The organism is Novosphingobium silvae (genome assembly GCF_009856825.1).
GTDB classification, from domain to species: domain Bacteria; phylum Pseudomonadota; class Alphaproteobacteria; order Sphingomonadales; family Sphingomonadaceae; genus Novosphingobium; species Novosphingobium silvae.
This window is the reverse complement of the sequence record NZ_WVTD01000018.1, coordinates 37,006-56,787: the sequence shown is the minus strand read 5'-3', so window position 1 is coordinate 56,787 and position 19,782 is coordinate 37,006. Positions and strand designations below refer to the sequence as shown.

Below are 19,782 nucleotides of genomic sequence, written 5' to 3'. Positions count from 1 at the left end.
GCCGACCGGATCAGATCCGGGCTGCGGGATCGGCCTCGATCGCGGTCGATGGCGTGGGCTTCTGCTTGCGGCGCGCCGTGGCGACGATCACCGCGCTGCCGAGCAGAATGACCCCCACCATCGCGCCGATGGCGAGCAGGCCCACCGGACTGATGTCCGCGCGGGCTTCCATGCTGAAGGACTTGCCCACGCGAATGGCGGCGCTGGCGGTCTGGCGGTCTTTAGAAAGGCGCATGGGTTATGCTCCGCAAAGTGGGCGTCGGCCCGGCCGCTTACCACACATTCCCTGCTTACCACAGGATCCCGTGCTTGTCCGGCCCCAAGGCCTCCGGCGCTTTCTCGCCGATCGCCTGCAGCAGGTCGATCTCGATCGTGCGGCACATGGCGTTGAGCGGCAGGTCGTGGATGTCGTTGGCGAAGGGGTCCACCAGATCGTCGCCGATGGTGAGCACCGCCAGGAACATGAGACCCGCGATCGTGGAGCCCAGCGGGGTGGCGAACTGCAGCGTCTCGACCAGGCCGATGGGCAGCAGCACGCAGAACAGATGCGTGAAGAGCATCGGCAGGAAGCGGTACTGGAAGGGAAGCGGCGTGTTCTTCAGCCGCTCCATCCCGCCTTGCGAGTTCGCGATGTCGACCAGCACGGCCTCCATCTGCGCCTGCTGGATGGTGTCGATCCAGCCATTGCGCCGTGCCTCGTCGATGCGCCTGCCGGTACCGTCGAGAATGCCGTTGGCGACGTTCACGCGCTGGAGCGCCAGGTCCTTCTCGTGCTTGGGAAGGAGGCGCAGCACTTCCTCGTCCTGCGGCAGACGCCGCAGCTGGCAGCGCAGCGCGTTCACGTAGGCGATCTGGCGGTAGACGATCTGGCGCTTGAGCTCGGTCGCCTCGGGATCGGGCATGAAGTTGCGGGCCGCACGCGCGATGTTGCGGCTGGCGTTGATCATGAGCCCCCACAGGCCCCGCCCTTCCCACCAGCGCTGGTAGGCGGAGTTGCTGCGGAATCCCAGGAACAGGCCAAGCACGGTGCCGAACAGCGTCACCGGCAGTTCCGGCGCCGAGAAGGGCAGCACGTAGTAGGTTATCGTGACGATCACGTCCCAGACGAACAGGACGGTGAGCGGCTTCCAGATGGCCCGGACGACGCGGGAGGGACTTGGTACCTTGCTGACGATCATCGGGGAAGCGCGGACTCCGGTTGGGGCTGCTGAGCCAGCTTCGTGCTTCGGTCCTGGAAGCTGTGCGCCGGCTTCTCGGTCGAACGGGCCATGGCGATGGAGGTTCCAGTGGCGGGACGGATCGAAAACCAGTCGAGCCTGTCAACCGCGACGAGGAACGTCAGGACCCCGCAGCCGAAAAGCAGCAGCAGCAGGTTGCCCACCAGCGATTCGCGGAGGCGGGTGCGCTCGGCCTCGGTCATATTGCGCATGTTCGTTCTCCAGAAATCAGGTTCGGCCTAAATTGGTTCGACCAGATTTCGATTGCATCAGCGGATTGCGACGAATCTTTGCTGCGATGCGGCAGATCGGTGTGCAGTGCAACAAGGGAGACAGGATGCAGCCAGCCTGCATCACGGTTCATTGATAAACGGGCAAAAAACCGCGCCCCGCCCCTGACGGCAACGGGCGGCGAATGGGATCAGGCGATCAGAGGGGCAGCGCGTCGCGTGCCAGGATCAGCGCGAGGGCGCAGCCGCTCACTACCAGAGGGCGCAGCACCTTGCTCGCCCGGAAAGCGGAGGAAGCCTGTGCGAGAGCGACAATGCGAGCCATGGTCGCGATCATGCGCTCTCGCCCGTTTCCAAAGCGTTAAGAGCGTTCCTCCGGAAAGCGCCTCATTCTGCGGTGGGCATCTGCTGGCTGGAGCAGTGGAACGACCCTCCGCCCGCCAGGACCGCATCGGCCATGACGCCAACGGTATCGCGATCCGGGAACAGCGCGGCGATCGCGGCCACGCCTTCCTCGTCGTGCGCCGTGCCATAGACAGGCACCACCACCAACTTCGATGTCACGGCGAAGTTCATGTAGCTGGCCGGCTCGATTCGCCCGCCGTCGCTTTCGACCCGGCCCGGAGAAGGTACCTCGGCGACCTTCACGCCTGCCGCTTCCGCCCGCGCCCGGGCGTCGGCATAGATCGCGGCGTTCGGATCGTCGTTCCCGGTCGCCCGGGGAAGCGCCAGCACGTTGGGCGCCACGAAGCGGGCAAGGTTGTCGACGTGGCCGTCGGTGTGGTCGTTGACGAGTCCATCGCCCAGCCACAGCACCCGATCATAACCAAGATCGCGCTTGAGGCGCATTTCCAGATCGTCGCGCGAAAGGTGCGGGTTGCGGTTCGGGTTGAGAAGGCACTGCTCGGTGGTGGCGACAAGCCCGGTGCCGTCCCCGTCCAGCGCGCCGCCTTCGAGGATCCAGTCAGCCAGTTCCACGTCGAGGCCGGCGTCGCGCGCCAGTTCCTCGCCGATCTCCTGGTCGCCTTCCATGAGGTACTTGCCGCCCCAGCCGTTGAAGCCGAAGCGCATGGCCTTGCGTTGACGGTGCTGGTCCATGACCACCAGCGGCCCGGTGTCGCGCAGCCACACGTCGCCATAGCGGCGCGTCTCCAGCTTCACCTTGCCGGAGACCAGCTCGCTCGCCCGCGCGCGGTTCATCTCGTCGCGTACGACAAGTCGCACTTCCTGCCCGCTTTCGGCAACAGCGCTGGCGAAGGCCGCCATCTGCTCCTGCGCGCGTTCGAGGAAGCCCGGCCACTCCACCGGATCGTGCGGGAAGCCTATCCAGATCCAGTCCTGCAAAGCCCATTCGGGCGGAAGCGTGAAAGTCACTTGGCGTTGCATCCCTTGGTTGCGGCAGCGCAGGCCTTGTCGCGGATGGCGCGGAATTCGTCGCCCTGTCGCCAGTTCGGCCACATGGTGCCGTCCGCCAGAGTGCGGCCAAGGTCGTAGAGCAGCTCCACGTCCTGCGCGATGCCGCTCCAGTCCCAGGCGTCCGAATATTCGTCGGCAGGGGCGTGGTAGCGGTTGTCGGTATAGTCCTGCGCCGCCTTCTCGCCCGCCGCCGTGCCGCCCGCGACCAGATCGCCGCTGCGCTCCACGTTGAACATCGGCACGCCGCGCTTGGCGAGGCTGAAGTGGTCGGATCGGTAATATCCGCCGCGCTCGGGATGATCCTCGGGCACGTCGGTGAGGCCGCGCTCGGTCAGCGCCTTGCGATAGAGGTCTCCAAGTTCCGACTTATCGCCGCCCGTCTGGGTGTAGGACTTGGCCCGGCCCGAAGGCAGCAGCGCGTCCATGTTCACGCCGCCTACGGTGTGGTCGAGCGGGTAGACCGGGTTCGCGGCGTAGTATTCCGAGCCGAGCAGGCCCGATTCCTCGAGCGTCAACGCCACGAAGACCTGGGTGCGCGCGGCAGGGCCTGCCTCGGCGTTCATCTTCGCGATGCCGGTCAGCGCCGCGACGCCGTCGGCATTGTCGACAGCGCCGTTGCAGATGTCGTCGCCGGTCGCATCGGGAGTGCAGCGGCCAAGGTGGTCCCAGTGCGCGGAATAGAGCACGACCTCGTCGGGCCGGGTCTTGCCGGGCAGCACGCCCACCACGTTGTTCGAAGTCGAGCGGCGCACCGCGTTTTCGAAGCCGAGGTTGACGTTGAGGCCCAGCGGCACCGGCCGGAAGCCCTTCTTCTGGGCCGCGGCGGTCAGCCCGGCGAGGTCCTTGCCCGCCGCCTTGAGGATCGCTTGCGCGACCGGCTTCTGGATCCAGCCGTTGGCCTGCGTCTGATCCATGCCGTCATTGGGGGTCTGCACATAGTACTGCGCGCCCGTCCAGCTGGAATTGACGACCTTCCAGCCATAGGCGGCAGGGAACGTGTCGTGCACGATCAGCGCCGCCGTGGCGCCCTGCCGGGCGGCTTCCTCGAACTTGTAGGTCCAGCGGCCGTAGTAGGTCATGCGGCGGCCCTTGAAGAGGCCGTCCTCGGTCTCGCTCGCGTAATCGGGATCGTTGACGAGGATGACCGCAGTCTTCCCCTTCATGTCGATCCCGGCATAGTCGTTCCAGCCCAGTTCGGGCGCGTTGATGCCGTAGCCGACGAAGACCAGTTCGCTGTCCTTCACCTGCGTGCCGGGAGTGACGCGGTAGCTGGCCGCGACATAGTCCTCGCCCGGCTTGAACGAGAGCCTGGCAGCCCCGCCCGAGACAATGAGCGGGGTATAGTTGCCGCCGGTGATCTCCACCGTGGGCACCGCCTGCAGCCACTGGCCATTGTTGCCCGGCTGCAGGCCCGCAGCCTTGAACTGCGACACGATATAGTCGAGCACCTTGGGTTCGATTGCCGTGCTGGGAGCGCGTCCCTCGAACTCGTCGGAGGCCAGGCGCTTGGTCACCGCCTGCATGAGCGGCACAGGCACGTCCGGCTGTGCGCCCGCATTGACCGGCGGCGGCAGCGCGGTTCCCTTGGGCAGGGAGGGCTCCTGCGCGGTGGCGGCGGCGGTGCAGGTCGCGGCAGCGCACAGGGCCAGCGCCGTGGTGGCGGCAAGCAACGGGACGAGTTTCATAAAACGGAGCACCTCACACGGGAACGCAAGGGGCACAGGTGCCAGAGCAGGCCGCGCGGGGCAAGACCGGCGCATGTCCGCCACGCCCTGCGCCTTCTCGGCGGAAAGCGCGGTTTATTCCACCAGACTGGAACACGGCCCTTGCCCATGCAGGGGCGCAGCGGCAGGAACAAGGGCATGAGTGCCGACTGGACCCCCACCGACCCGAGCCTCGCCCGGCCTGCGGGCGCCGACTGGAGCGATGCCATCGCCCGCGCCCGCGCCCACGCTCCTTACCTTGCCGGAATGCTGGAGCGGCAGCCCGCGCTCGCCGCGCGTCTTGCCGAGGGCGACGGCGCCGGAGCGCTGGCCTTGGCGCGAGGCGCGGGCGAAGGCGCGCCGGACACCGGCTCTGCCCTGCGGCGCGAGAAGCACGCGCTCGCCCTCACGCTCGCGATCGGCGATCTGGCCGGAGCCTTTCCGCTGCTGGAGGTGACCGGCGCCCTTTCCGCTTTCGCCGACCGCGCGCTCGATGCCGCGATCGTCGAGGGCATCCGCCGCCGTGTACCCGACTTCGATCCCGCTGCCGCCTCGACCGGCTTCATCGCGCTCGCGCTCGGCAAGCACGGGGCCGGGGAGCTGAACTACAGTTCCGACATCGATCCCATATTGCTGTTCGATCCGGCCGTCCTCCCGAGGCGAGAGCGGGACGAGCCCGGCGAGGCCGCGCAGCGGGTGGCGCGCACCCTGGTGGAGACGCTCTCGCGCGTGGACCACGAAGGCTACGTCTTCCGCGTCGACCTGCGGCTGCGGCCGGCATCCGAAGTCAGCCCGCTCGCCATCCCTGTAGGCGCGGCGCTCACTCACTACGAATCCTCCGCCCTCACCTGGGAGCGGGCGGCCTTTATTCGCGCCCGTGCCTGCGCCGGCGACATCGCGGGCGGCGAGGCCTTCCTGGCGGCGATCCGCCCCTTCGTGTGGCGCCGCAGCCTCGACTTTGGGGCGATCGCCGAGATCGGCCGGCTCACCGCGCAGATCCGCGCCAGCACTCGCGGCTCGCCGGTGGTCGGCCCCGGCTTCGACCTCAAGAAGGGGCGCGGCGGCATCCGCGAGATCGAGTTCTACGCGCAGACCCACCAGTTGATCCACGGCGGTCGCCACCCGGCGCTGCGCCCTCGCGGCACTCGCGAGACGCTGGACGCGCTGGCCGAGGCGGGCCTCGTCCCCGCACAGGAAGCTCGGCTGCTGGGCGAAAGCTACGATCGCCTGCGCACGGTCGAACACCGTCTGCAGATGATTCAGGACCAGCAGACGCATAGCCTGCCCAAAACGCACGAAGCGATCGAGGCAGTCGCCCTGCTCGACGGCATGGGGAGCGCAAAGGCGCTGCTGGACGAGCTTTCCGCGATCACCGAGGCAGTGGGAGAGCGCTACGACGCGCTCATCATGGACAATGCCGAACGCTCTGGCGTGCCGGTCGCCATGCCCGACCAGACCTCGCTTGCCGACGAGCTGGAGGCGCTCGGATTTGCCGATCCCGCCGCACTTTCCGAGCGGATGCAGGGATGGCTGGGCGGGAAAGTGCGGGCGCTGCGCTCCGACGCGGCACGGCGCGCGTTCGAGGCCATCCGCCCCGACCTTCTCGCCGCCTTTGCCGCCGCTCCCGATCCGGACCGCCTCATGGCGCGCTGGGAAGAGCTGCTGGGGAACCTGCCGAGCGCGATCAACCTGTTCAACCTGCTGGAGGCGCGACCGGCGCTCATCGACCTTCTCGCCCGGATCCTCGGCCTTGCCCCTCCTCTCGCCGACGCGCTCGCCCGGCGCGCCGACCTGCTTGACCCGCTGATCGATGCGTCCGCGTTCGACCTGCCGGGCCCCGTGGCCGATCTCGTCGCCGAACTTTCCCGCTTCGAACGCGGCGACGACTACGAGCGCAAGCTCGATGCCGTGCGGCGCAAGGTGGGCGAACTGCGCTTCAAGCTTGGCGTCCAGCTGATCGAGGCGGCGAACGACCCGCTGGAGATCGGCCGCGGCCTCGCCCGCATCGCCGAGGCGGCGCTCGTCGTCCTCACCAGCGCCGCCGTGGAGGAATTTCGCGCCACCCACGGCAGCGTTGCGGGCAGCGAACTGCTCGTGCTCGGCCTTGGCCGGATGGGCGGCGGAGTGCTCACCCACGCCTCGGACCTCGACCTCATTTACCTGTTCAGCGGCGATTTCCGGGCGGAATCGGACGGCCGCCGTCCGTTGGGCGCGACGCATTACTACAACCGCCTTTCGCAGCGGGCGATCTCGGCCCTGTCGGTCGCGACGGCGGAGGGCGCGCTGTTCGAGGTGGATACCCGCCTTCGCCCCTCCGGCGAACAGGGGCCGCCCGCCGCCAGCCTGGAAAGCTTCGAGACCTACCAGCGCCAGCAGGCCTGGGCCTGGGAGCACATGGCGCTGTGCCGCGCTCGACCGCTTTACGGCTCGCCGCCGGGACGGACACGGCTTGGCGAGATCGTGCACGAGGTGCTCACCTTGCCGCGCGACCCGGCAAGGCTGCGCGCAGACGTGCTGGAAATGCGCGAGCGGATGGCCACGCACAAACCCGCCAAGGGCCCGCTCGACGTCAAGCTGCTGCGCGGCGGGCTCGTCGATCTGGAGTTCATCGTGCACTTCGTGCAGCTGCGCGAGGGCGGGCCGGGGCTTCACCCCGACCTTGGCGAGGCCGTGCGCGCCCTTGCGGATCTCGCGCTGGTGCCTGCGGCGCTGGTCGATGCGCACGACACCCTCACGCGCCTGCTGGTGGCGGGGCGGCTGCTTGCCCCGGATGCCCGGATACCGGCAGCTTCGGCCTGCATGGCGCTCGTGCGCGCATGTGGCTATGGGGACTGGCAAGACCTCGAGGAAGGCCTCGCCGCCGCGCGGGCGCAAGTCGCGTCCGCCTGGATGGCGGCCTTCGGTGAACGACTGGAGACCTGACGCATGACCACCCCCCGCCCCCACGTCGGCGACATGTTCCCCGACATCGCGCTCGAAACGCCGGAGGGAGGCACTTTCCGGGCCTCCGACTTTCGCGGACGCAAGCTGGTGGTGTTCTTCTACCCCAAGGACGCGACGCCCGGCTGCACGACGCAGAACATCGAGTTCTCGGCCCTCGCGCCCGAGTTCGAGGCCGCAGGCACGGCCTTGCTGGGCGTGAGCAAGGATTCGGCGAAGAAGCACCAGAACTTCATCGCCAAGCACGACCTCAAGGCGCCGCTCGCCACCGATGCACAGACGGACGGCCTCTCGGACGCGCTGGGCATCTGGACCGAGAAGCAGAACTACGGCCGCACCTACATGGGCATGGTGCGCACCACCTACCTTGTCGACCCCGACGGCAGGATCGCGCAGGTCTGGGACAAGGTGAAGGTCAAGGATCACGCGCCAAAGGTGCTGGAAGCGGCACGTGCGCTGTGACAACGGCCGGCGTCAGCGTGGCTGCCGCGATCCGGGCCGTGCTGTGCGAGCGCGATGTCCGGTCCAAGGTGATGAACGCGCGCAAGGTCGCACGGGACTGGCGCCTGGGCCGGCTCGCCTTCGCGTTTGACGTGGCCATGCCCGAGGCGCCCGGCCGGCCGGACGCTCCCGAACTGCTCCTGCCTGCCCGCATGCCCAAGCGCGGCAAGGGCTCGGAACACGGCCGCGTCGCGCTCTGGCATGCGCTGGCCCACATCGAATTCGTGGCGATCGACCTCGCGCTGGACATGGCGGGCCGCTTCGGCGCCGGAATGGGCGAGGCCTTCGTCTCGGACTTCCTCTCCGTCGCCGCCGACGAGGCCATGCACTTCGCGCTCCTCGACCGCCACTTGCGCGCGCATGGGAGCCATTATGGCGCACTTCCCGCGCATGACGGGCTGTGGAGCGCGGCCGACGACACCCGGCACGACGTGGCGGCCCGGCTTGCCGTCGTGCCGATGGTGTTGGAGGCACGCGGGCTCGACGTCACTCCTGCCGCCATCGACCGCGTGCGCGCTGCCGGCGACGAGCGCGGCGCAAGGATCCTGGAACGAATCCTTGACGACGAGATTCGCCACGTGCGTTTCGGCGCAAATCATTTCGACGCTGCAGCCAAACGGCTGGGCGAAGAGCCGGGAAACCTGTGGAAATCCTTGGTTTTTCGTTACTTTCGGGGCAACCTGAAACCACCGTTCAACGACTCGGCGCGGCTTATGGCCGGTCTGTCGCGCGAGCTGTACAGCGCGCTTGCCTAGCTGAGTGATGACGGCATAAGTCATCTTCCGTGAGACGGCGGGGGGTTCCGACCATCTCCAATCCAAGGCTCGACGGCGTCCGTTCACGGACTTTGCCGGGTTCAAAACACGTCGCGCAGACCTGGCAAAGCCCGGCATGCAGCGGCGGAAAGCAAGGTATTGCGAGTGGTCGTAACGAAATTCTTCGCCAAGTTCCGCGCAGTGACTGGTCTCTTCGTCGTCGCCGGACTTTCGGTCGCCGCGCATCCCGCGATGGCCAACAGCAGCGCTGCCGCTGCCGATATCTCCGCCCCGCTGCGCACCGCGCAGGCTGCCAACCAGTCTGTAACGGGCGGCGAGGACGAACAGTTCCGCCAGCTCTTCAGTTCGTGGCAGAACTTCGAGGAAACCGGGCTTGCCGCCGCAAAGCCCAAGCCTGCGGTTGCCGGCTCGTTCGCTTCGGTCGCCATCCCCTCACGCAATCCGCTCATGGCCTCGCGCATGAGCAGCAACTTCGGCATGCGCGACCACCCCATTCTCGGCGGCCGCCGCGGCCACAAGGGCGTTGACCTTGCAGCGCCCGTGGGCACGCCCATCTACGCCACCGCCGACGGCACCGTCAGCCGCGCTTCGTGGTTCAGCGGCTACGGCCTCTACATCTCGCTTGAGCACGGCGCGGACATGCAGACGCGCTATGGCCACATGTCGCGCCTCAACGTCGCCGAAGGACAGCGCGTCCACAAGGGCGACGTGATCGGCTTCGTGGGCAGCACCGGAAATTCCACCGGCCCGCACCTCCACTACGAGGTGCGCGTCAGCGGCGAAGCCGTCAATCCGATCCCCTACATGCAGGCCGGCGTCTCGGTCGCTGCGGCGGGCGATTGACCGGCCGTCAGAGTTTCAAACCCCAGGCACGGTCCGCAGCAGACTGACCGGCCAAGCCAGGTTTGGAGAGGAGGGAAGAGGCGGTCCTCGGGGCCGCCTTTTTCTTGTTGGACACACGTGGAACATCGATAAAAAAGGGCGGCCCTTACGCCATGGCGGGGCCGCCCGAAGTCGGGGAGAAGCGGCTCGCACCGGGGGGTCCGCCAGGTAGCGGGTTGCGGTGCGGGACCGGCAGCGCCTTCTTCGCACCACCTCCGCCCCGCCGCATTGATCGCGGTCAAAACGAGCGTATCCAGCCGGTTCGCCTTCATTTCCGAACACTCGCTCCGTCCTTCTTGCCGATGGACAAGGTTCTCTTCCGCCCGACGCCCCGCCTTCGCGAACGAAGGCGGCGATGCTGCACGCGCTTTACCCTCACCGACGCGCGTGAGGTTGAGATCACGACGATCGTGCGCGACACGTCCGCGCGCGGACTGGGCGCGGCGGCGCTGGGGGAGGCGCCGGCGCCGAACGAAGTGGTGCGCGCGCAGCTGAAGGACGGCCGCGAACTGTGGGGCCTGGTGCGCTGGCGCTGCGGAAACCTGTTCGGGGTGGAGTTCGATACCGCTGGATGACCCCGCCCCGCCCCTAGACCGCCGAACTGAAGCGCCTCAGCGCATCGTTGCGGTAGGGATCGAAACGCGCCGCGATCGAGCGGGCGTAGGGCAGGCCGCCGGGCTGGATCACGAGATCATCGGCATCGGCTTCGCACAGGCCCGCATCGAAGTAAGGCCGCAGGAGGGGCCATGCCCCCTGCCGCAGGTCCGGGGGAACGCAGGCCCGGCCCCGGCAGAGCAACCCTTCGATGATCGCTCCCCGGCGCCGGTCGTCTGCACTGCGGAGGACGCCGCGCGCCGCACTGAGCCGCTCGCGCGAGAGCAGCATGCGATAGCGGCCGGTGTTCTTCTCGTTCTGGGCGAGCAGTCCCGGGAACTCGCTGATCGCCGATGCGCCCAGGCCCAGGAGCACGGGGGCCTCATCGTCGGTGAAGCCCTGAAAGTTCCGCCTGAGCTTCCCCTGCAGCACCGCCTGCGCCAGCGGATCGCCGGGCCGCGCGAAGTGGTCGAAGCCCACCGGCACATAGCCCGCGTCCAGCAGGAACACGTGGCCAAAGGCGGCCATGTCGAACCGGGCCTCGGCTCCGGGCAGCGCGCTGCCATCGATCCTGCGCTGGCGGGCGATGAGGTGGGGAACGTGGGCATAGCCGAACAGCGCGATACGGTCCGCTCCCAACGCGGCGGTGCTTTCGAGCGAATCGCGCAAGTGCGCCAGCGTCTGCCCCGGCAACCCGTACATGAGGTCGAAGTTGAGCGAGCCGACCCCGACGGTGCGCAGCATGGCCGTGGCATCGGCAATCATGCCGGCGGGCTGGATGCGGCCGATGGCTGCCTGAAGTTCCGGCGAGAAGGTCTGCACGCCAAGGCTCGCGCGCTCGATCTGCACCGTCTCGATCACGCCCGCCCAGTCGGGACCCAACGTACGCGGGTCCAGTTCGATGGAGATCACCGGGCGGGACGCGGCGAACTGCAGCGTCAGCGCATCGACCAGGCGCACGAAATCGATCGGGGAGATGCCGTTCGGGCTGCCGCCGCCAAAGGCGATCCGCGTGACGCCCGCCGATGGGGCAAGCCGCTCGGCCACGAGGACGATCTCGCGGTGAAGCGCGTCGAGATAGCTGGCGACGCGTTCGGCCCGGTTCGATGCGCTGGTGTTGCAGCCGCAATACCAGCAGATCTTCTCGCAGAAGGGGATGTGGACATAGAGCGATACCTCCCCCTCGTGTGCCGAAAGGGCTGCTTCCACGTGCGCTGCGCCTACCGCCTCGCCGAATTCGGCTGCGGTGGGAAAGCTTGTGTAACGCGGCACGGGAACCGCCAGGAGTTCGGGGTGATAGGTCCACATGGCGCGGGAATGCCCCGGCCCGCAGCCATGGTCATTGCGTTCGATCAACCCGCTTGCGCTTGTTGTCGGAATGGCAGCCCTTGGCGCAGCACGGTCCCTGCGGCGGCCCGGGCGGCGCATCGCGCGAGGGGACCGGCACGCTCATCGCGGTTCCACCGCACAGCGGCACAGCCAGGGTGCGGGCCTGCGCTTCCAGCGGCCCGACCATGGCCGGCACCAGCGCCAGCGCGGCGAACAGGGCGGGCGCGCGTCTCATGGCTCTTCGTCGATCAGGATGCGGTTGGCGGCTCCGTCCAGATCTTCGAACTGGCCGCTGCGCATGGCCCAGAAGAAGAAGTAGAGCGCCAGAACTCCGCACACGAGCGCCAGCGGGATCAGGAAACCGAGGATCGTCATGCTTCTTCCTTCCCCGCCGCGCGCGCCAGCCGAAGCGAATTTCCCACGACCAGGAGCGAGCTGCCCGACATCGCTATAGCAGCCACCAGAGGAGTCACGAAGCCCATGATCGCAAGCGGCACCGCCGCGACGTTGTAGAGCACCGCCATCGCGAAATTCTGGCGCACGATCCGCATCGTCGCGCGCGCGACTTTCACGGCAAGGGCGACGGGCATCATCCGCTCGCCCACGAAGACCGCATCCGCCGCCTGCTGCGAGACATCGCTTGCCCCGCCCGGCGCGATCGACACGTGGGCGCCGGCGAGCGCGGGTCCGTCGTTGAGCCCGTCGCCCACCATCAGCACCCGGTGCCCCGCCGCCGCCCGCCGCTCCAGCAGGGCGAGCTTGTCGGCCGGGCTCATCGCGGCCACCGCGAACAGGTCCAGTTTCCGGGCGACGCTGGCGACCGCATCGAACCGGTCGCCGGAGGCAACCGCAACAGGAAGCCCCTCTGCCTGCAAGGCGCAAAGCGTAGGCCGCACATCGGGCCGCAGCGGATCGGCGAAGGTCAGGCGGGTGCGCGAGCCATCGACGAGAAGGTCCGCGGCAAGGCCGCCGGTCTCCGCCTCGGGGCGCAGCAGCGCGACCTCCACCCCTTCGAACAGGCCGCGCATGCCGGTTCCTGCGGTTTCCGAGATCCCCTCGATCGTGGCAGGCTCGACGCCTTTTTCGCGGAGGGCCCTGGCAAGGCCACGGCTGAGCGGATGGCGGCTGGACTGCGCAAGGCCGAGGGCTATTGCGCAGTCCCGCGCGGAGAGCACCTGCAGGTTCGTGGGGCGCGGTTCGCCCAGCGTAAGGGTGCCGGTCTTGTCCAGCAGCACCTGGTCCGCCTCGGCCAACCGTTCGAGCGCGGACCCGTCCTTGATGAGCAGCCCGCGCCGCATCAGCGCGCCGGCCGCCACCACTTGCGCCGCAGGCACGGCGAGGCCCAGCGCGCAGGGACAGGTGATGATGAGCACCGCCGTCGCGATGGTCAGCGCCTTGTATGCCCCTGCCCCCGCGATCATCCAGCCGCAGAAGCTGAGGAACGCCAGCGCATGCACGGCGGGGGCATAGAACCTTGCCGCCCGGTCGGCCACGCGCACATAGCGCGAGCGCGACTGCCCTGCCCCGTCCATCAGCCGGGCGATGTCGGCGATCGCGGTATCCTGCGCAGCGGCGGTGACGGTGACGCGCACCGGATTGCCCAGGTTGATCATCCCGGCATGGACGGGATCGCCCGGACCGGCAGAGCGCGGATCGCTCTCGCCCGTAAGCATCGAGGCGTCGATCGTGGTGCGTCCTTCCACGATCATGCCGTCGGCCGCCAGTGCCTCGCCGGCGGCCACGAGCATGAGCATGCCCGGTGCCAGCCTTTCAGCTTCGACGTAGCGCGCGTTCCCGGCCTCGTCGATCACCTGCGCGCCCCTTCCCATCCGGCCAAGCAGCGCGGCGATCCCGGACCGCGCCCGCCCGCGCATCATCGCGTCTAGAGCGCGACCGGCGAGAAGGAAGAACAGCAGCATGACCGCGCCGTCGAAATAGGCGTGGGCCCCGCCCGCCACGGTTTCGTAGAGGCTCATCGCCGTCGCAAGGATCACCCCGATGGAGATCGGCACGTCCATGTTGGTGCGCCGGTATCGCAGCGCCATCGCCGCAGACGCGAAGAACGGGCGCCCCGAGTAGGCGACTACCGGAATGGCGATCAGGGCGCTGATCCAATGGAACATCTCGCGCGTAATCACGTCCGCCCCCGACCAGATCGAGACCGAGAACAGCATGATGTTCATCATCCCGAAGCCGGCGACCGCCAGCGCGCGCAGCAGCCTTCGCGTCTCGTCGTCGTCCCGTGCGAGCGGGTTGTCGGCGGCGCGCTCGGCCTCGAAGCCCAGCCCTCGCAGCGCCTCCAGGATCGCTTCGGCGTCGAGCGCGGCCGAATGGCTGACGGCGACGCGGCGGGCGGAAAAGTTCACCCGCGCCGCCGCGACGCCGGGCACCAGCGCCAGTCCGCGCTCGATCTTGCCGATGCAGCCGGCGCAGCGCATGCCGGGAACGGTGAAGCGGCTGTCGGTGAGCGGATCGCCCGTGGGCACCTCGACTTGCGAAATCGCGTTCACGGCCGCGCCTCCGCCTTGACCGGCACTTCCCTGCGCCACTGCACGCCCGGCGCAGCGACATCGAAGCGCAGCATCCAGCGGCCCGCCGGAAGGGCCTGCGTGCTGACCCATTCGCCCGGACCCTGCTGGCGGAATGCCAGCGGCACGTCGGTCAGATGGCCAAGCGGGTGGCGTGCCAGCGCGCTCATCCTTGCACCGCCCACGGCCGACGGAGCGGAGAGCCGCGCCTCGATGCGCCCGTCGGGCCGCTGGCTCGCCGCGATGCTCCAGCCGAGCGCCTGCTCCTTCCTGGCCTCGCCCAGCCACCGGTTGAAGTGCTGGCTGGCGACGTAGGAGTTCTCGACCACCACGCCCCCGAAGGTCGACCCCGCCAGACGCGCCATGGTCAGGTTGACAGCGACGACGACCCCGAAGCCTGCGACGAGGATGGCCGTCATGTGGCGGCCGGTGAACGGCTTGCTGCGCTGCTTGATGGTCATCGTGTCATCCTTCGGGAGTGTCGAACGTGGCGGCGGAGCGGTCGGCCTCGCCGGGCTCGCCCACGGCCTGCACGGTGAAGGCGAAGTCGCGCGCCCTCGTGCCGGACGGAGCGACGACGTAGACCCGCAGCGGCTGCGTGGCATCGGCGGGGACCATGCGAAGGAGCCGGGCGGAAGCCTGCTGGCGCGCGGTGTCGCCCGTCCACATGACGGCGCCGGGAAGACCCTCGACGACGATTTCCATGCGGCGCGGGCGGGCCTGCATGTTGCGCAGGCGCAGCGTGTAGGCATTGCGGATCGAACCGTCGCTCATGACGATGAAGGGCGGGTTGCGGTCCTTGGCGACAGTCACCTCGGTATGGACCCGCGCCCCCAGAAGGAACAGGAGGCCAAGGCCGATCCCGGACCATGCCAGGAAATAGGCAATGGTCCTTGGCCGCCAGATCAGCTTCAGATGCGGCGTCGGTGGCTTGCCGGCCTTCTCGGCCTGCGCATCCTCGAGCGTCGCATAGTCGATCAGCCCGCGCGGCCGGCCCACGTCCTTCATCACGCGGTCGCAGGCATCGATGCAAAGCGCACAGGTGATGCAGCCGACCTGCGCCCCTTCGCGAATGTCTATGCCGGTAGGACATACGGCCACGCACTGGTTGCAATCGATGCAGTCGCCAAAGGCATCGGGCGCCTTGAGCGCCTTCTTCAGGCTGCCACGCGGCTCGCCGCGCCAGTCCTTGTAGGTGACGGTGAGCGATTTCTCGTCGGTCATGGCAGTCTGGATGCGCGGCCAGGGGCACATGTAGATGCACACCTGCTCGCGCATGAAGCCGCCCAGGACGAAAGTCGTGGCCGTCAGCACCGCCACCGTGGCGTAGGCCACCGGGTCTGCCGTGCCGGTCCAGAACGCGCGCTGCAGCGTGGGCGCGTCCGCGAAGTAGAAGATCCACGCCCCGCCCGTGGCGAAGCTGATGGCAAGGTAGATCGTCCACTTGACGAGGCGCCTGGCGATCTTGGAGGGGCCCCACGGCGCCTTGTAAAGCCGGAAGCGCTGGTTGCGATCCCCGTCGATCAGCCGGTCGACATGCTGGAACAGGTCGGTCCAGACGGTCTGCGGGCAGGCATAGCCGCACCACGCCCGGCCGACCGCGCTGGTGACGAGGAACAGGCCGATGCCCGCCATGATGAGCAGGCCCGCGACGAAGTAGAATTCGTGCGGCCAGATCTCGATGCCGAACATGTAGAAGCGGCGATGGGCAAGGTCGATCAGCACGGCCTGGTCGGGCGCATAGGCACCCCGGTCCCAGCGCAGCCAGGGAGTGACCCAGTAGACCGCCAGGCACAGCGCCATGACCGCCCACTTGATCCGGCGGAACCTGCCGTCGATGCGGCGATTGAAGACCGGCTCGCGCTTCGCGTAGAGCGAGGGGGGCGGCGTGCCGGGCTTGCGGGCGAGTTGCTGATCCTGCGTCATTTCATGTCTTCCGTATGGGGCGGCGGAGCGGAGCCACGCTCCGGCCCGCCGCGCCCCCTCGCCTCCGAAGCGGCCTAGGGCGCCTCCGTCGTGGTGGGAGAAGGCTGGCCTTGCGGGGCCGCGCGGGCACCACCCTCGGCGGGCGCGGCCGTGGCATCGGGGACGGCCGCGAACTTCTCGCCGCCGCCCAGCGAGTGGACATAGGCTGCCAGCATCTTGATCGTGACGGGATCGAGCCGCTCGCCCCAGGCGGGCATCACGCCCATGTGCGGGCGGTGGATCTGCGCGGCGATGTCCTCGCGGGTGGAGCCGTCCAGCCAGATGGCGTCGGTGAGATCGGGCGCGCCGAACTGCCGGCTGCCCTTGCCGCCGGGGCCGTGGCAGACCGCGCAGTTGTCCGCGAAGATCTTCGCGCCCGCCGGATCGGGCCGTGCCTTGCCCGAAAGCGCGAGGACGTGGCTCGTCACCTGTTCGATCTGCTCGGGCGTCAGCAGCCCGTCGACGCCGAAGGCGGGCATGATCGACTGGCGCGTGGCGGCGTCTCCGGGCTGGCGGATGCCATGGAGGAGCGTCTGCTCGATCGCGACGAGATCGCCGCCCCAGAGCCAGTCGTCGTCGTTGAGGTTGGGGAAGCCCTTCGACCCCGCCGCCCCAGCGCCATGGCACTGCACGCAGTTGACCTTGAAGGCGGCGGCCCCGCCCGCCACTGCCGCGCGCATCAGCTCGGGCTTGCCGGGCAGCGACTGGATGGGCGTGATGGCCAATTCGGCGACCAGCCGGGAGCGCTCGGACGCCTGCGCGGTAAGGTCGCTGGCCAGTTCGCCCCGGCTCGACCAGCCGAGCATGCCCTCGCTTGCGCGGGAGATCATCGGCCAGGCCGGATAGGCGATGCTGTAGCCCAGCGCGAAAACGATCGTCGCGTAGAAGGTCCATAGCCACCAGCGCGGCAGCGGCGTGTTGAGCTCCTCGATGCCGTCCCACTCGTGACCCACGGTCTCGGTGTTCGTGGCTTCATCGAGGCGGCCCTTCGGGTGCTTGTCGGCCCCGGGTGCTTCAACCATCGTTCTCGTCCTTGAAGATCAGGGTGGCGGCAGCGTGGTTCTTGGCGCGGTGCCCGGGCCTGAAGGGCCAGGTGACCAGCACCAGGAAGATCGCTAGCATGGCCAGCAGGCCCCAGCTGTCGGCGATGTGCCGCAGCATGTCGTAGGTGGAGTGCGTGCTCATCGGCCTTTCTCCGAGGCGAGTTCCTCCTGCGCGGCAGGGGCGTTCACATCCACCATGGTGCCCAGCACCTGCAGGTAGGCGACGAGCGCATCCATCTCGGTCACGCGCTTGGGGTCGCCGTCGAAGTCGCGGACCTGCGCCTTGGGATAGCGCTGCGCGAGATCGCCCGCGTCCGCTTCGGGATCGGCCTGTGCGTTGAGGTCGGCGAGCGCGCTCTCGATGTCGCGGTCGGTATAGGGCACGCCCACCCGGCGCAGCGCGGTGAGGCTGGCCGCAGGATCGGGAACCTCGAGGTCGCGCTCCGCCAGGAACCCGTACTGCGGCATCACCGATTCCGGCACCACCGACTGCGGGCTCCTGAGGTGCTGGACGTGCCAGCTGTCCGAATAGCGCCCGCCCACCCGTGCCAGGTCGGGCCCGGTCCGCTTGGAACCCCACTGGAACGGGTGGTCGTACATCGATTCGGCAGCAAGGCTGTAGTGGCCGTAGCGCTCCACCTCGTCGCGGAAGGGGCGGATCATCTGGCTGTGGCAGGTATGGCATCCCTCGCGCACGTAGATGTCGCGGCCTGCCTGCTCGAGCGGGGTGTAGGGGCGCACGCCCTCCACTTTCTCGATCGTGTTGTCGATCCAGAACAGCGGCGCGATCTCGACGATGCCGCCGATGGCGACGACGACCAGCGAGCAGATGCCCAGAAGGGTGATGTTCTTCTCGAGCGTCTTGTGGCGTTCGACGATGGTGGTCATGGTTGTGGTCCTTTCGTCGTTCAGGCGGCGGGGGCCGGCAGGGGCCGATCACGGGCGGCATCGTGGGCCGCATCGCGCAGCGGGGCTTCCCGGCGCAGCCTGCCCAGGATCGTGGCCCAGACGTTCACGGTCATGATCGCGGCGCCCACGAGGTAGAGGAGGCCGCCGAAGGCCCGCATGATGAACATCGGGTGCACCGCGGCCACGCTGTCGGCGAAGGAGTTCACGAGGTATCCGTCAGCCCCGTACTCGCGCCACATGAGACCCTGCGTGATGCCCGAGACCCACATCGAGGCGGCGTAGAAGACGATGCCCAGCGTCGCGAGCCAGAAGTGCCAGTTCACCATCCGCAGGCTGTAGAGGCGGCTCCGTCCCCACAGGCGCGGAACGAGATAGTAGATCGCCCCGAAAGTGATCATCCCGTTCCAGCCCAGCGCGCCGGAGTGGACGTGGCCGATGGTCCAGTCGGTATAGTGCGAGAGCGAGTTCACGCTCTTGATCGACATCATGGGCCCCTCGAAGGTGCTCATGCCGTAGAAGGCGAGCGCCATGACCATCATGCGGATGATCGGATCGGTGCGGACCTTGTCCCAGGCACCGTTGAGCGTCATCAGCCCGTTAATCATGCCGCCCCAGCTCGGCATCCACAGCATGATCGAGAACACCATGCCCAGCGTCTGCGCCCAGTCGGGCAGGGCGGTGTAGTGCAGGTGATGCGGCCCGGCCCAGATGTAGAGGAAGATCAGCGACCAGAAGTGGATGATCGAAAGGCGGTAGGAATAGATCGGACGCTCGGCCTGCTTGGGCACGAAGTAGTACATCATCGCCAGGAAACCGGCGGTGAGGAAGAACCCGACTGCGTTGTGCCCGTACCACCATTGCACCAGCGCACCCTGCACGCCGCCGAACAGCGGATAGCTCTTGGCGCCCAGCAGGCTTACAGGCATGTCGAGGTTGTTGACCACGTGCAGCATCGCCACGGTGACGATGAAGGCGAGGTAGAACCAGTTGGCGACGTAGATGTGCGGCTCGGAACGCTTCACGATCGTGCCCACGAAGACCGCGAGGTAGCTCACCCACACGATCGTCAGCCACCAATCGACGTACCACTCGGGCTCGGCGTATTCCTTGCCCTCGCTGATACCGAGCAGATAGCCCGTGGCGGCAAGGACGATGAACAGCTGGTATCCCCAGAACACGAAGCGGGCGAGCGCGGGAAAGGCGAGCCGCGCCCGGCAGGTGCGCTGGACGACGTAGTAGCTCGTCGCGATCAGGGCATTGCCGCCGAAAGCGAAAATCACCGCCGATGTGTGCAGCGGGCGCACCCGCCCGAAGTTAAACCACGGCTCCAGGTTCAGCCACGGCCAGGCGAGCTGCGCGGCGATGAACACGCCCGCAAGGAACCCCGCCATGCCCCAGAACACCGTGGCGATGACGCCCCAGCGGATCGGGTCGTCGTCGTACCGCCCCTGATCGGGGAAGCGCAGGGCGCCGCGCGCGATGCCATCGTAGTCCGCTCCGCGCAGGGAAAACCAGAGCGCGACGAAAGCGGCGAGGGCGACGATTCCCATGTGGGCCGCGAAGCCCCCGTCCGCCGCCAGCGCAGATGCCATGACGGCCAGGAATAGCACGACGAGCCAGACGCCTGCCCGCGCAAGGACCGAAACCATAAGCCTTCTCTTTTCGAGGTGAGTTGCTGATCAATGGCGGCCTTGCGGCGGGCAACGGAGAGTCGCATTGACGGCGATCAAATTGCCGGCTCGCGCGTAA

Annotated in this window: 21 protein-coding genes; 5 read left to right on the top strand and 16 right to left on the bottom strand. The window is 68.1% G+C overall.

Going from position 1 to position 19,782, the window contains the following annotated elements:
• Positions 1-10 precede the first annotated feature (10 nt).
• From GR702_RS18115 to GR702_RS18095, 6 genes are all read right to left on the bottom strand, one after another.
• Complete coding sequence (locus GR702_RS18115) at positions 11-235, bottom strand: hypothetical protein (RefSeq protein WP_160987123.1); 225 nt, start codon at positions 233-235, stop codon at positions 11-13.
• A 55-nt stretch (positions 236-290) separates the two neighbouring features.
• Positions 291-1,178 (bottom strand): bestrophin family protein, encoded by an 888-nt coding sequence (locus tag GR702_RS18110; RefSeq protein ID WP_160987122.1) that lies wholly within the window; start codon positions 1,176-1,178, stop codon positions 291-293.
• Positions 1,175-1,429 (bottom strand): hypothetical protein, encoded by a 255-nt coding sequence (locus GR702_RS18105; protein WP_160987121.1) that lies wholly within the window; start codon positions 1,427-1,429, stop codon positions 1,175-1,177. The genes GR702_RS18110 and GR702_RS18105 overlap by 4 nt, the downstream gene beginning before the upstream one ends.
• Before the next feature lie 217 nt (positions 1,430-1,646).
• A complete protein-coding gene (locus GR702_RS22590) occupies positions 1,647-1,772 on the bottom strand; it encodes a hypothetical protein (RefSeq protein ID WP_272916687.1) in 126 nt (41 codons plus the stop codon).
• A gap of 62 nt (positions 1,773-1,834) precedes the next feature.
• Positions 1,835-2,833, bottom strand: coding sequence for an agmatine deiminase family protein (locus tag GR702_RS18100; protein WP_160987120.1), 999 nt, complete (start codon positions 2,831-2,833; stop codon positions 1,835-1,837).
• Entirely contained in the window at positions 2,818-4,548 is a 1,731-nt protein-coding gene (locus GR702_RS18095; protein ID WP_160987119.1) for a M28 family metallopeptidase, read from the bottom strand. The genes GR702_RS18100 and GR702_RS18095 overlap by 16 nt, the downstream gene beginning before the upstream one ends.
• Positions 4,549-4,725: 177 nt before the next feature.
• Here GR702_RS18095 and GR702_RS18090 point away from each other — a divergent pair, with 177 nt between their 5' ends.
• The 5 genes from GR702_RS18090 to GR702_RS18070 all read left to right on the top strand — a co-directional run bounded on the left by GR702_RS18090 (position 4,726) and on the right by GR702_RS18070 (position 10,240).
• Positions 4,726-7,488 carry a bifunctional [glutamine synthetase] adenylyltransferase/[glutamine synthetase]-adenylyl-L-tyrosine phosphorylase gene (locus GR702_RS18090; RefSeq protein WP_160987118.1) on the top strand — a complete coding sequence of 921 codons (2,763 nt, stop codon included), beginning with the start codon at positions 4,726-4,728 and terminating at the stop codon, positions 7,486-7,488.
• Between the two features lie 3 nt (positions 7,489-7,491).
• On the top strand, positions 7,492-7,968 hold the full coding sequence (locus tag GR702_RS18085) for a peroxiredoxin (protein WP_160987117.1): 477 nt from the start codon (positions 7,492-7,494) through the stop codon (positions 7,966-7,968).
• On the top strand, positions 7,965-8,762 hold the full coding sequence (locus tag GR702_RS18080; protein ID WP_160987116.1) for a DUF455 family protein: 798 nt from the start codon (positions 7,965-7,967) through the stop codon (positions 8,760-8,762). Before GR702_RS18085 ends, GR702_RS18080 begins: the two co-directional genes overlap by 4 nt.
• Before the next feature lie 165 nt (positions 8,763-8,927).
• On the top strand, positions 8,928-9,626 hold the full coding sequence (locus tag GR702_RS18075) for a peptidoglycan DD-metalloendopeptidase family protein (RefSeq protein WP_160987115.1): 699 nt from the start codon (positions 8,928-8,930) through the stop codon (positions 9,624-9,626).
• A 341-nt stretch (positions 9,627-9,967) separates the two neighbouring features.
• Positions 9,968-10,240, top strand: coding sequence for a histidine kinase (locus GR702_RS18070; RefSeq protein WP_160987114.1), 273 nt, complete (start codon positions 9,968-9,970; stop codon positions 10,238-10,240).
• Positions 10,241-10,253: 13 nt separating this feature from the next.
• Here the strand turns inward: GR702_RS18070 and GR702_RS18065 are convergent, their stop codons facing one another.
• The 10 genes from GR702_RS18065 to ccoN all read right to left on the bottom strand — a co-directional run bounded on the left by GR702_RS18065 (position 10,254) and on the right by ccoN (position 19,682).
• Positions 10,254-11,567: a radical SAM protein gene (locus GR702_RS18065; RefSeq protein WP_160987140.1), complete on the bottom strand. Its 1,314-nt coding sequence runs from the start codon at positions 11,565-11,567 to the stop codon at positions 10,254-10,256.
• 31 nt (positions 11,568-11,598) lie between these two features.
• Positions 11,599-11,823: a hypothetical protein gene (locus GR702_RS18060; protein WP_160987113.1), complete on the bottom strand. Its 225-nt coding sequence runs from the start codon at positions 11,821-11,823 to the stop codon at positions 11,599-11,601.
• A complete protein-coding gene (gene ccoS / locus GR702_RS18055; protein ID WP_160987112.1) occupies positions 11,820-11,963 on the bottom strand; it encodes a cbb3-type cytochrome oxidase assembly protein CcoS in 144 nt (47 codons plus the stop codon). The genes GR702_RS18060 and ccoS overlap by 4 nt, the downstream gene beginning before the upstream one ends.
• Positions 11,960-14,098: a heavy metal translocating P-type ATPase gene (locus GR702_RS18050; protein WP_337192646.1), complete on the bottom strand. Its 2,139-nt coding sequence runs from the start codon at positions 14,096-14,098 to the stop codon at positions 11,960-11,962. Before GR702_RS18050 ends, ccoS begins: the two co-directional genes overlap by 4 nt.
• Positions 14,095-14,577 (bottom strand): FixH family protein, encoded by a 483-nt coding sequence (locus GR702_RS18045; RefSeq protein ID WP_160987110.1) that lies wholly within the window; start codon positions 14,575-14,577, stop codon positions 14,095-14,097. Before GR702_RS18045 ends, GR702_RS18050 begins: the two co-directional genes overlap by 4 nt.
• Positions 14,578-14,581: 4 nt before the next feature.
• The gene (gene ccoG, locus GR702_RS18040; protein WP_160987109.1) at positions 14,582-16,042 is read right to left on the bottom strand and encodes a cytochrome c oxidase accessory protein CcoG; all 1,461 of its coding nucleotides are present in this window, start codon (positions 16,040-16,042) and stop codon (positions 14,582-14,584) included.
• A gap of 74 nt (positions 16,043-16,116) precedes the next feature.
• Positions 16,117-17,103: a cytochrome-c oxidase, cbb3-type subunit III gene (ccoP, locus tag GR702_RS18035; protein WP_160987108.1), complete on the bottom strand. Its 987-nt coding sequence runs from the start codon at positions 17,101-17,103 to the stop codon at positions 16,117-16,119.
• Positions 17,096-17,266 carry a cbb3-type cytochrome c oxidase subunit 3 gene (locus tag GR702_RS18030; protein WP_160987107.1) on the bottom strand — a complete coding sequence of 57 codons (171 nt, stop codon included), beginning with the start codon at positions 17,264-17,266 and terminating at the stop codon, positions 17,096-17,098. The genes ccoP and GR702_RS18030 overlap by 8 nt, the downstream gene beginning before the upstream one ends.
• Positions 17,263-18,012, bottom strand: coding sequence for a cytochrome-c oxidase, cbb3-type subunit II (ccoO, locus tag GR702_RS18025; protein WP_160987106.1), 750 nt, complete (start codon positions 18,010-18,012; stop codon positions 17,263-17,265). The genes GR702_RS18030 and ccoO overlap by 4 nt, the downstream gene beginning before the upstream one ends.
• A gap of 20 nt (positions 18,013-18,032) precedes the next feature.
• Positions 18,033-19,682, bottom strand: a complete 1,650-nt coding sequence (gene ccoN, locus GR702_RS18020) for a cytochrome-c oxidase, cbb3-type subunit I (protein ID WP_160987105.1) — start codon at positions 19,680-19,682, stop codon at positions 18,033-18,035.
• Positions 19,683-19,782 lie beyond the last annotated feature (100 nt).

What these genes read in the sequence shown, in the direction of transcription:
- GR702_RS18115 (WP_160987123.1), bottom strand. Translation starts at nt 235, where the DNA reads ATGCGCCTTTCTAAAGACCGCCAGACCGCCAGCGCCGCCATTCGCGTG.
- GR702_RS18110 (WP_160987122.1), bottom strand. Translation starts at nt 1,178, where the DNA reads ATGATCGTCAGCAAGGTACCAAGTCCCTCCCGCGTCGTCCGGGCCATC.
- GR702_RS18105 (WP_160987121.1), bottom strand. Translation starts at nt 1,429, where the DNA reads ATGCGCAATATGACCGAGGCCGAGCGCACCCGCCTCCGCGAATCGCTG.
- GR702_RS22590 (WP_272916687.1), bottom strand. Translation starts at nt 1,772, where the DNA reads ATGGCTCGCATTGTCGCTCTCGCACAGGCTTCCTCCGCTTTCCGGGCG.
- GR702_RS18100 (WP_160987120.1), bottom strand. Translation starts at nt 2,833, where the DNA reads ATGCAACGCCAAGTGACTTTCACGCTTCCGCCCGAATGGGCTTTGCAG.
- GR702_RS18095 (WP_160987119.1), bottom strand. Translation starts at nt 4,548, where the DNA reads ATGAAACTCGTCCCGTTGCTTGCCGCCACCACGGCGCTGGCCCTGTGC.
- GR702_RS18090 (WP_160987118.1), top strand. Translation starts at nt 4,726, where the DNA reads ATGAGTGCCGACTGGACCCCCACCGACCCGAGCCTCGCCCGGCCTGCG.
- GR702_RS18085 (WP_160987117.1), top strand. Translation starts at nt 7,492, where the DNA reads ATGACCACCCCCCGCCCCCACGTCGGCGACATGTTCCCCGACATCGCG.
- GR702_RS18070 (WP_160987114.1), top strand. Translation starts at nt 9,968, where the DNA reads ATGGACAAGGTTCTCTTCCGCCCGACGCCCCGCCTTCGCGAACGAAGG.
- GR702_RS18065 (WP_160987140.1), bottom strand. Translation starts at nt 11,567, where the DNA reads ATGTGGACCTATCACCCCGAACTCCTGGCGGTTCCCGTGCCGCGTTAC.
- GR702_RS18060 (WP_160987113.1), bottom strand. Translation starts at nt 11,823, where the DNA reads ATGAGACGCGCGCCCGCCCTGTTCGCCGCGCTGGCGCTGGTGCCGGCC.
- ccoS (WP_160987112.1), bottom strand. Translation starts at nt 11,963, where the DNA reads ATGACGATCCTCGGTTTCCTGATCCCGCTGGCGCTCGTGTGCGGAGTT.
- GR702_RS18045 (WP_160987110.1), bottom strand. Translation starts at nt 14,577, where the DNA reads ATGACCATCAAGCAGCGCAGCAAGCCGTTCACCGGCCGCCACATGACG.
- ccoG (WP_160987109.1), bottom strand. Translation starts at nt 16,042, where the DNA reads ATGACGCAGGATCAGCAACTCGCCCGCAAGCCCGGCACGCCGCCCCCC.
- ccoP (WP_160987108.1), bottom strand. Translation starts at nt 17,103, where the DNA reads ATGGTTGAAGCACCCGGGGCCGACAAGCACCCGAAGGGCCGCCTCGAT.
- GR702_RS18030 (WP_160987107.1), bottom strand. Translation starts at nt 17,266, where the DNA reads ATGAGCACGCACTCCACCTACGACATGCTGCGGCACATCGCCGACAGC.
- ccoO (WP_160987106.1), bottom strand. Translation starts at nt 18,012, where the DNA reads ATGACCACCATCGTCGAACGCCACAAGACGCTCGAGAAGAACATCACC.
- ccoN (WP_160987105.1), bottom strand. Translation starts at nt 19,682, where the DNA reads ATGGTTTCGGTCCTTGCGCGGGCAGGCGTCTGGCTCGTCGTGCTATTC.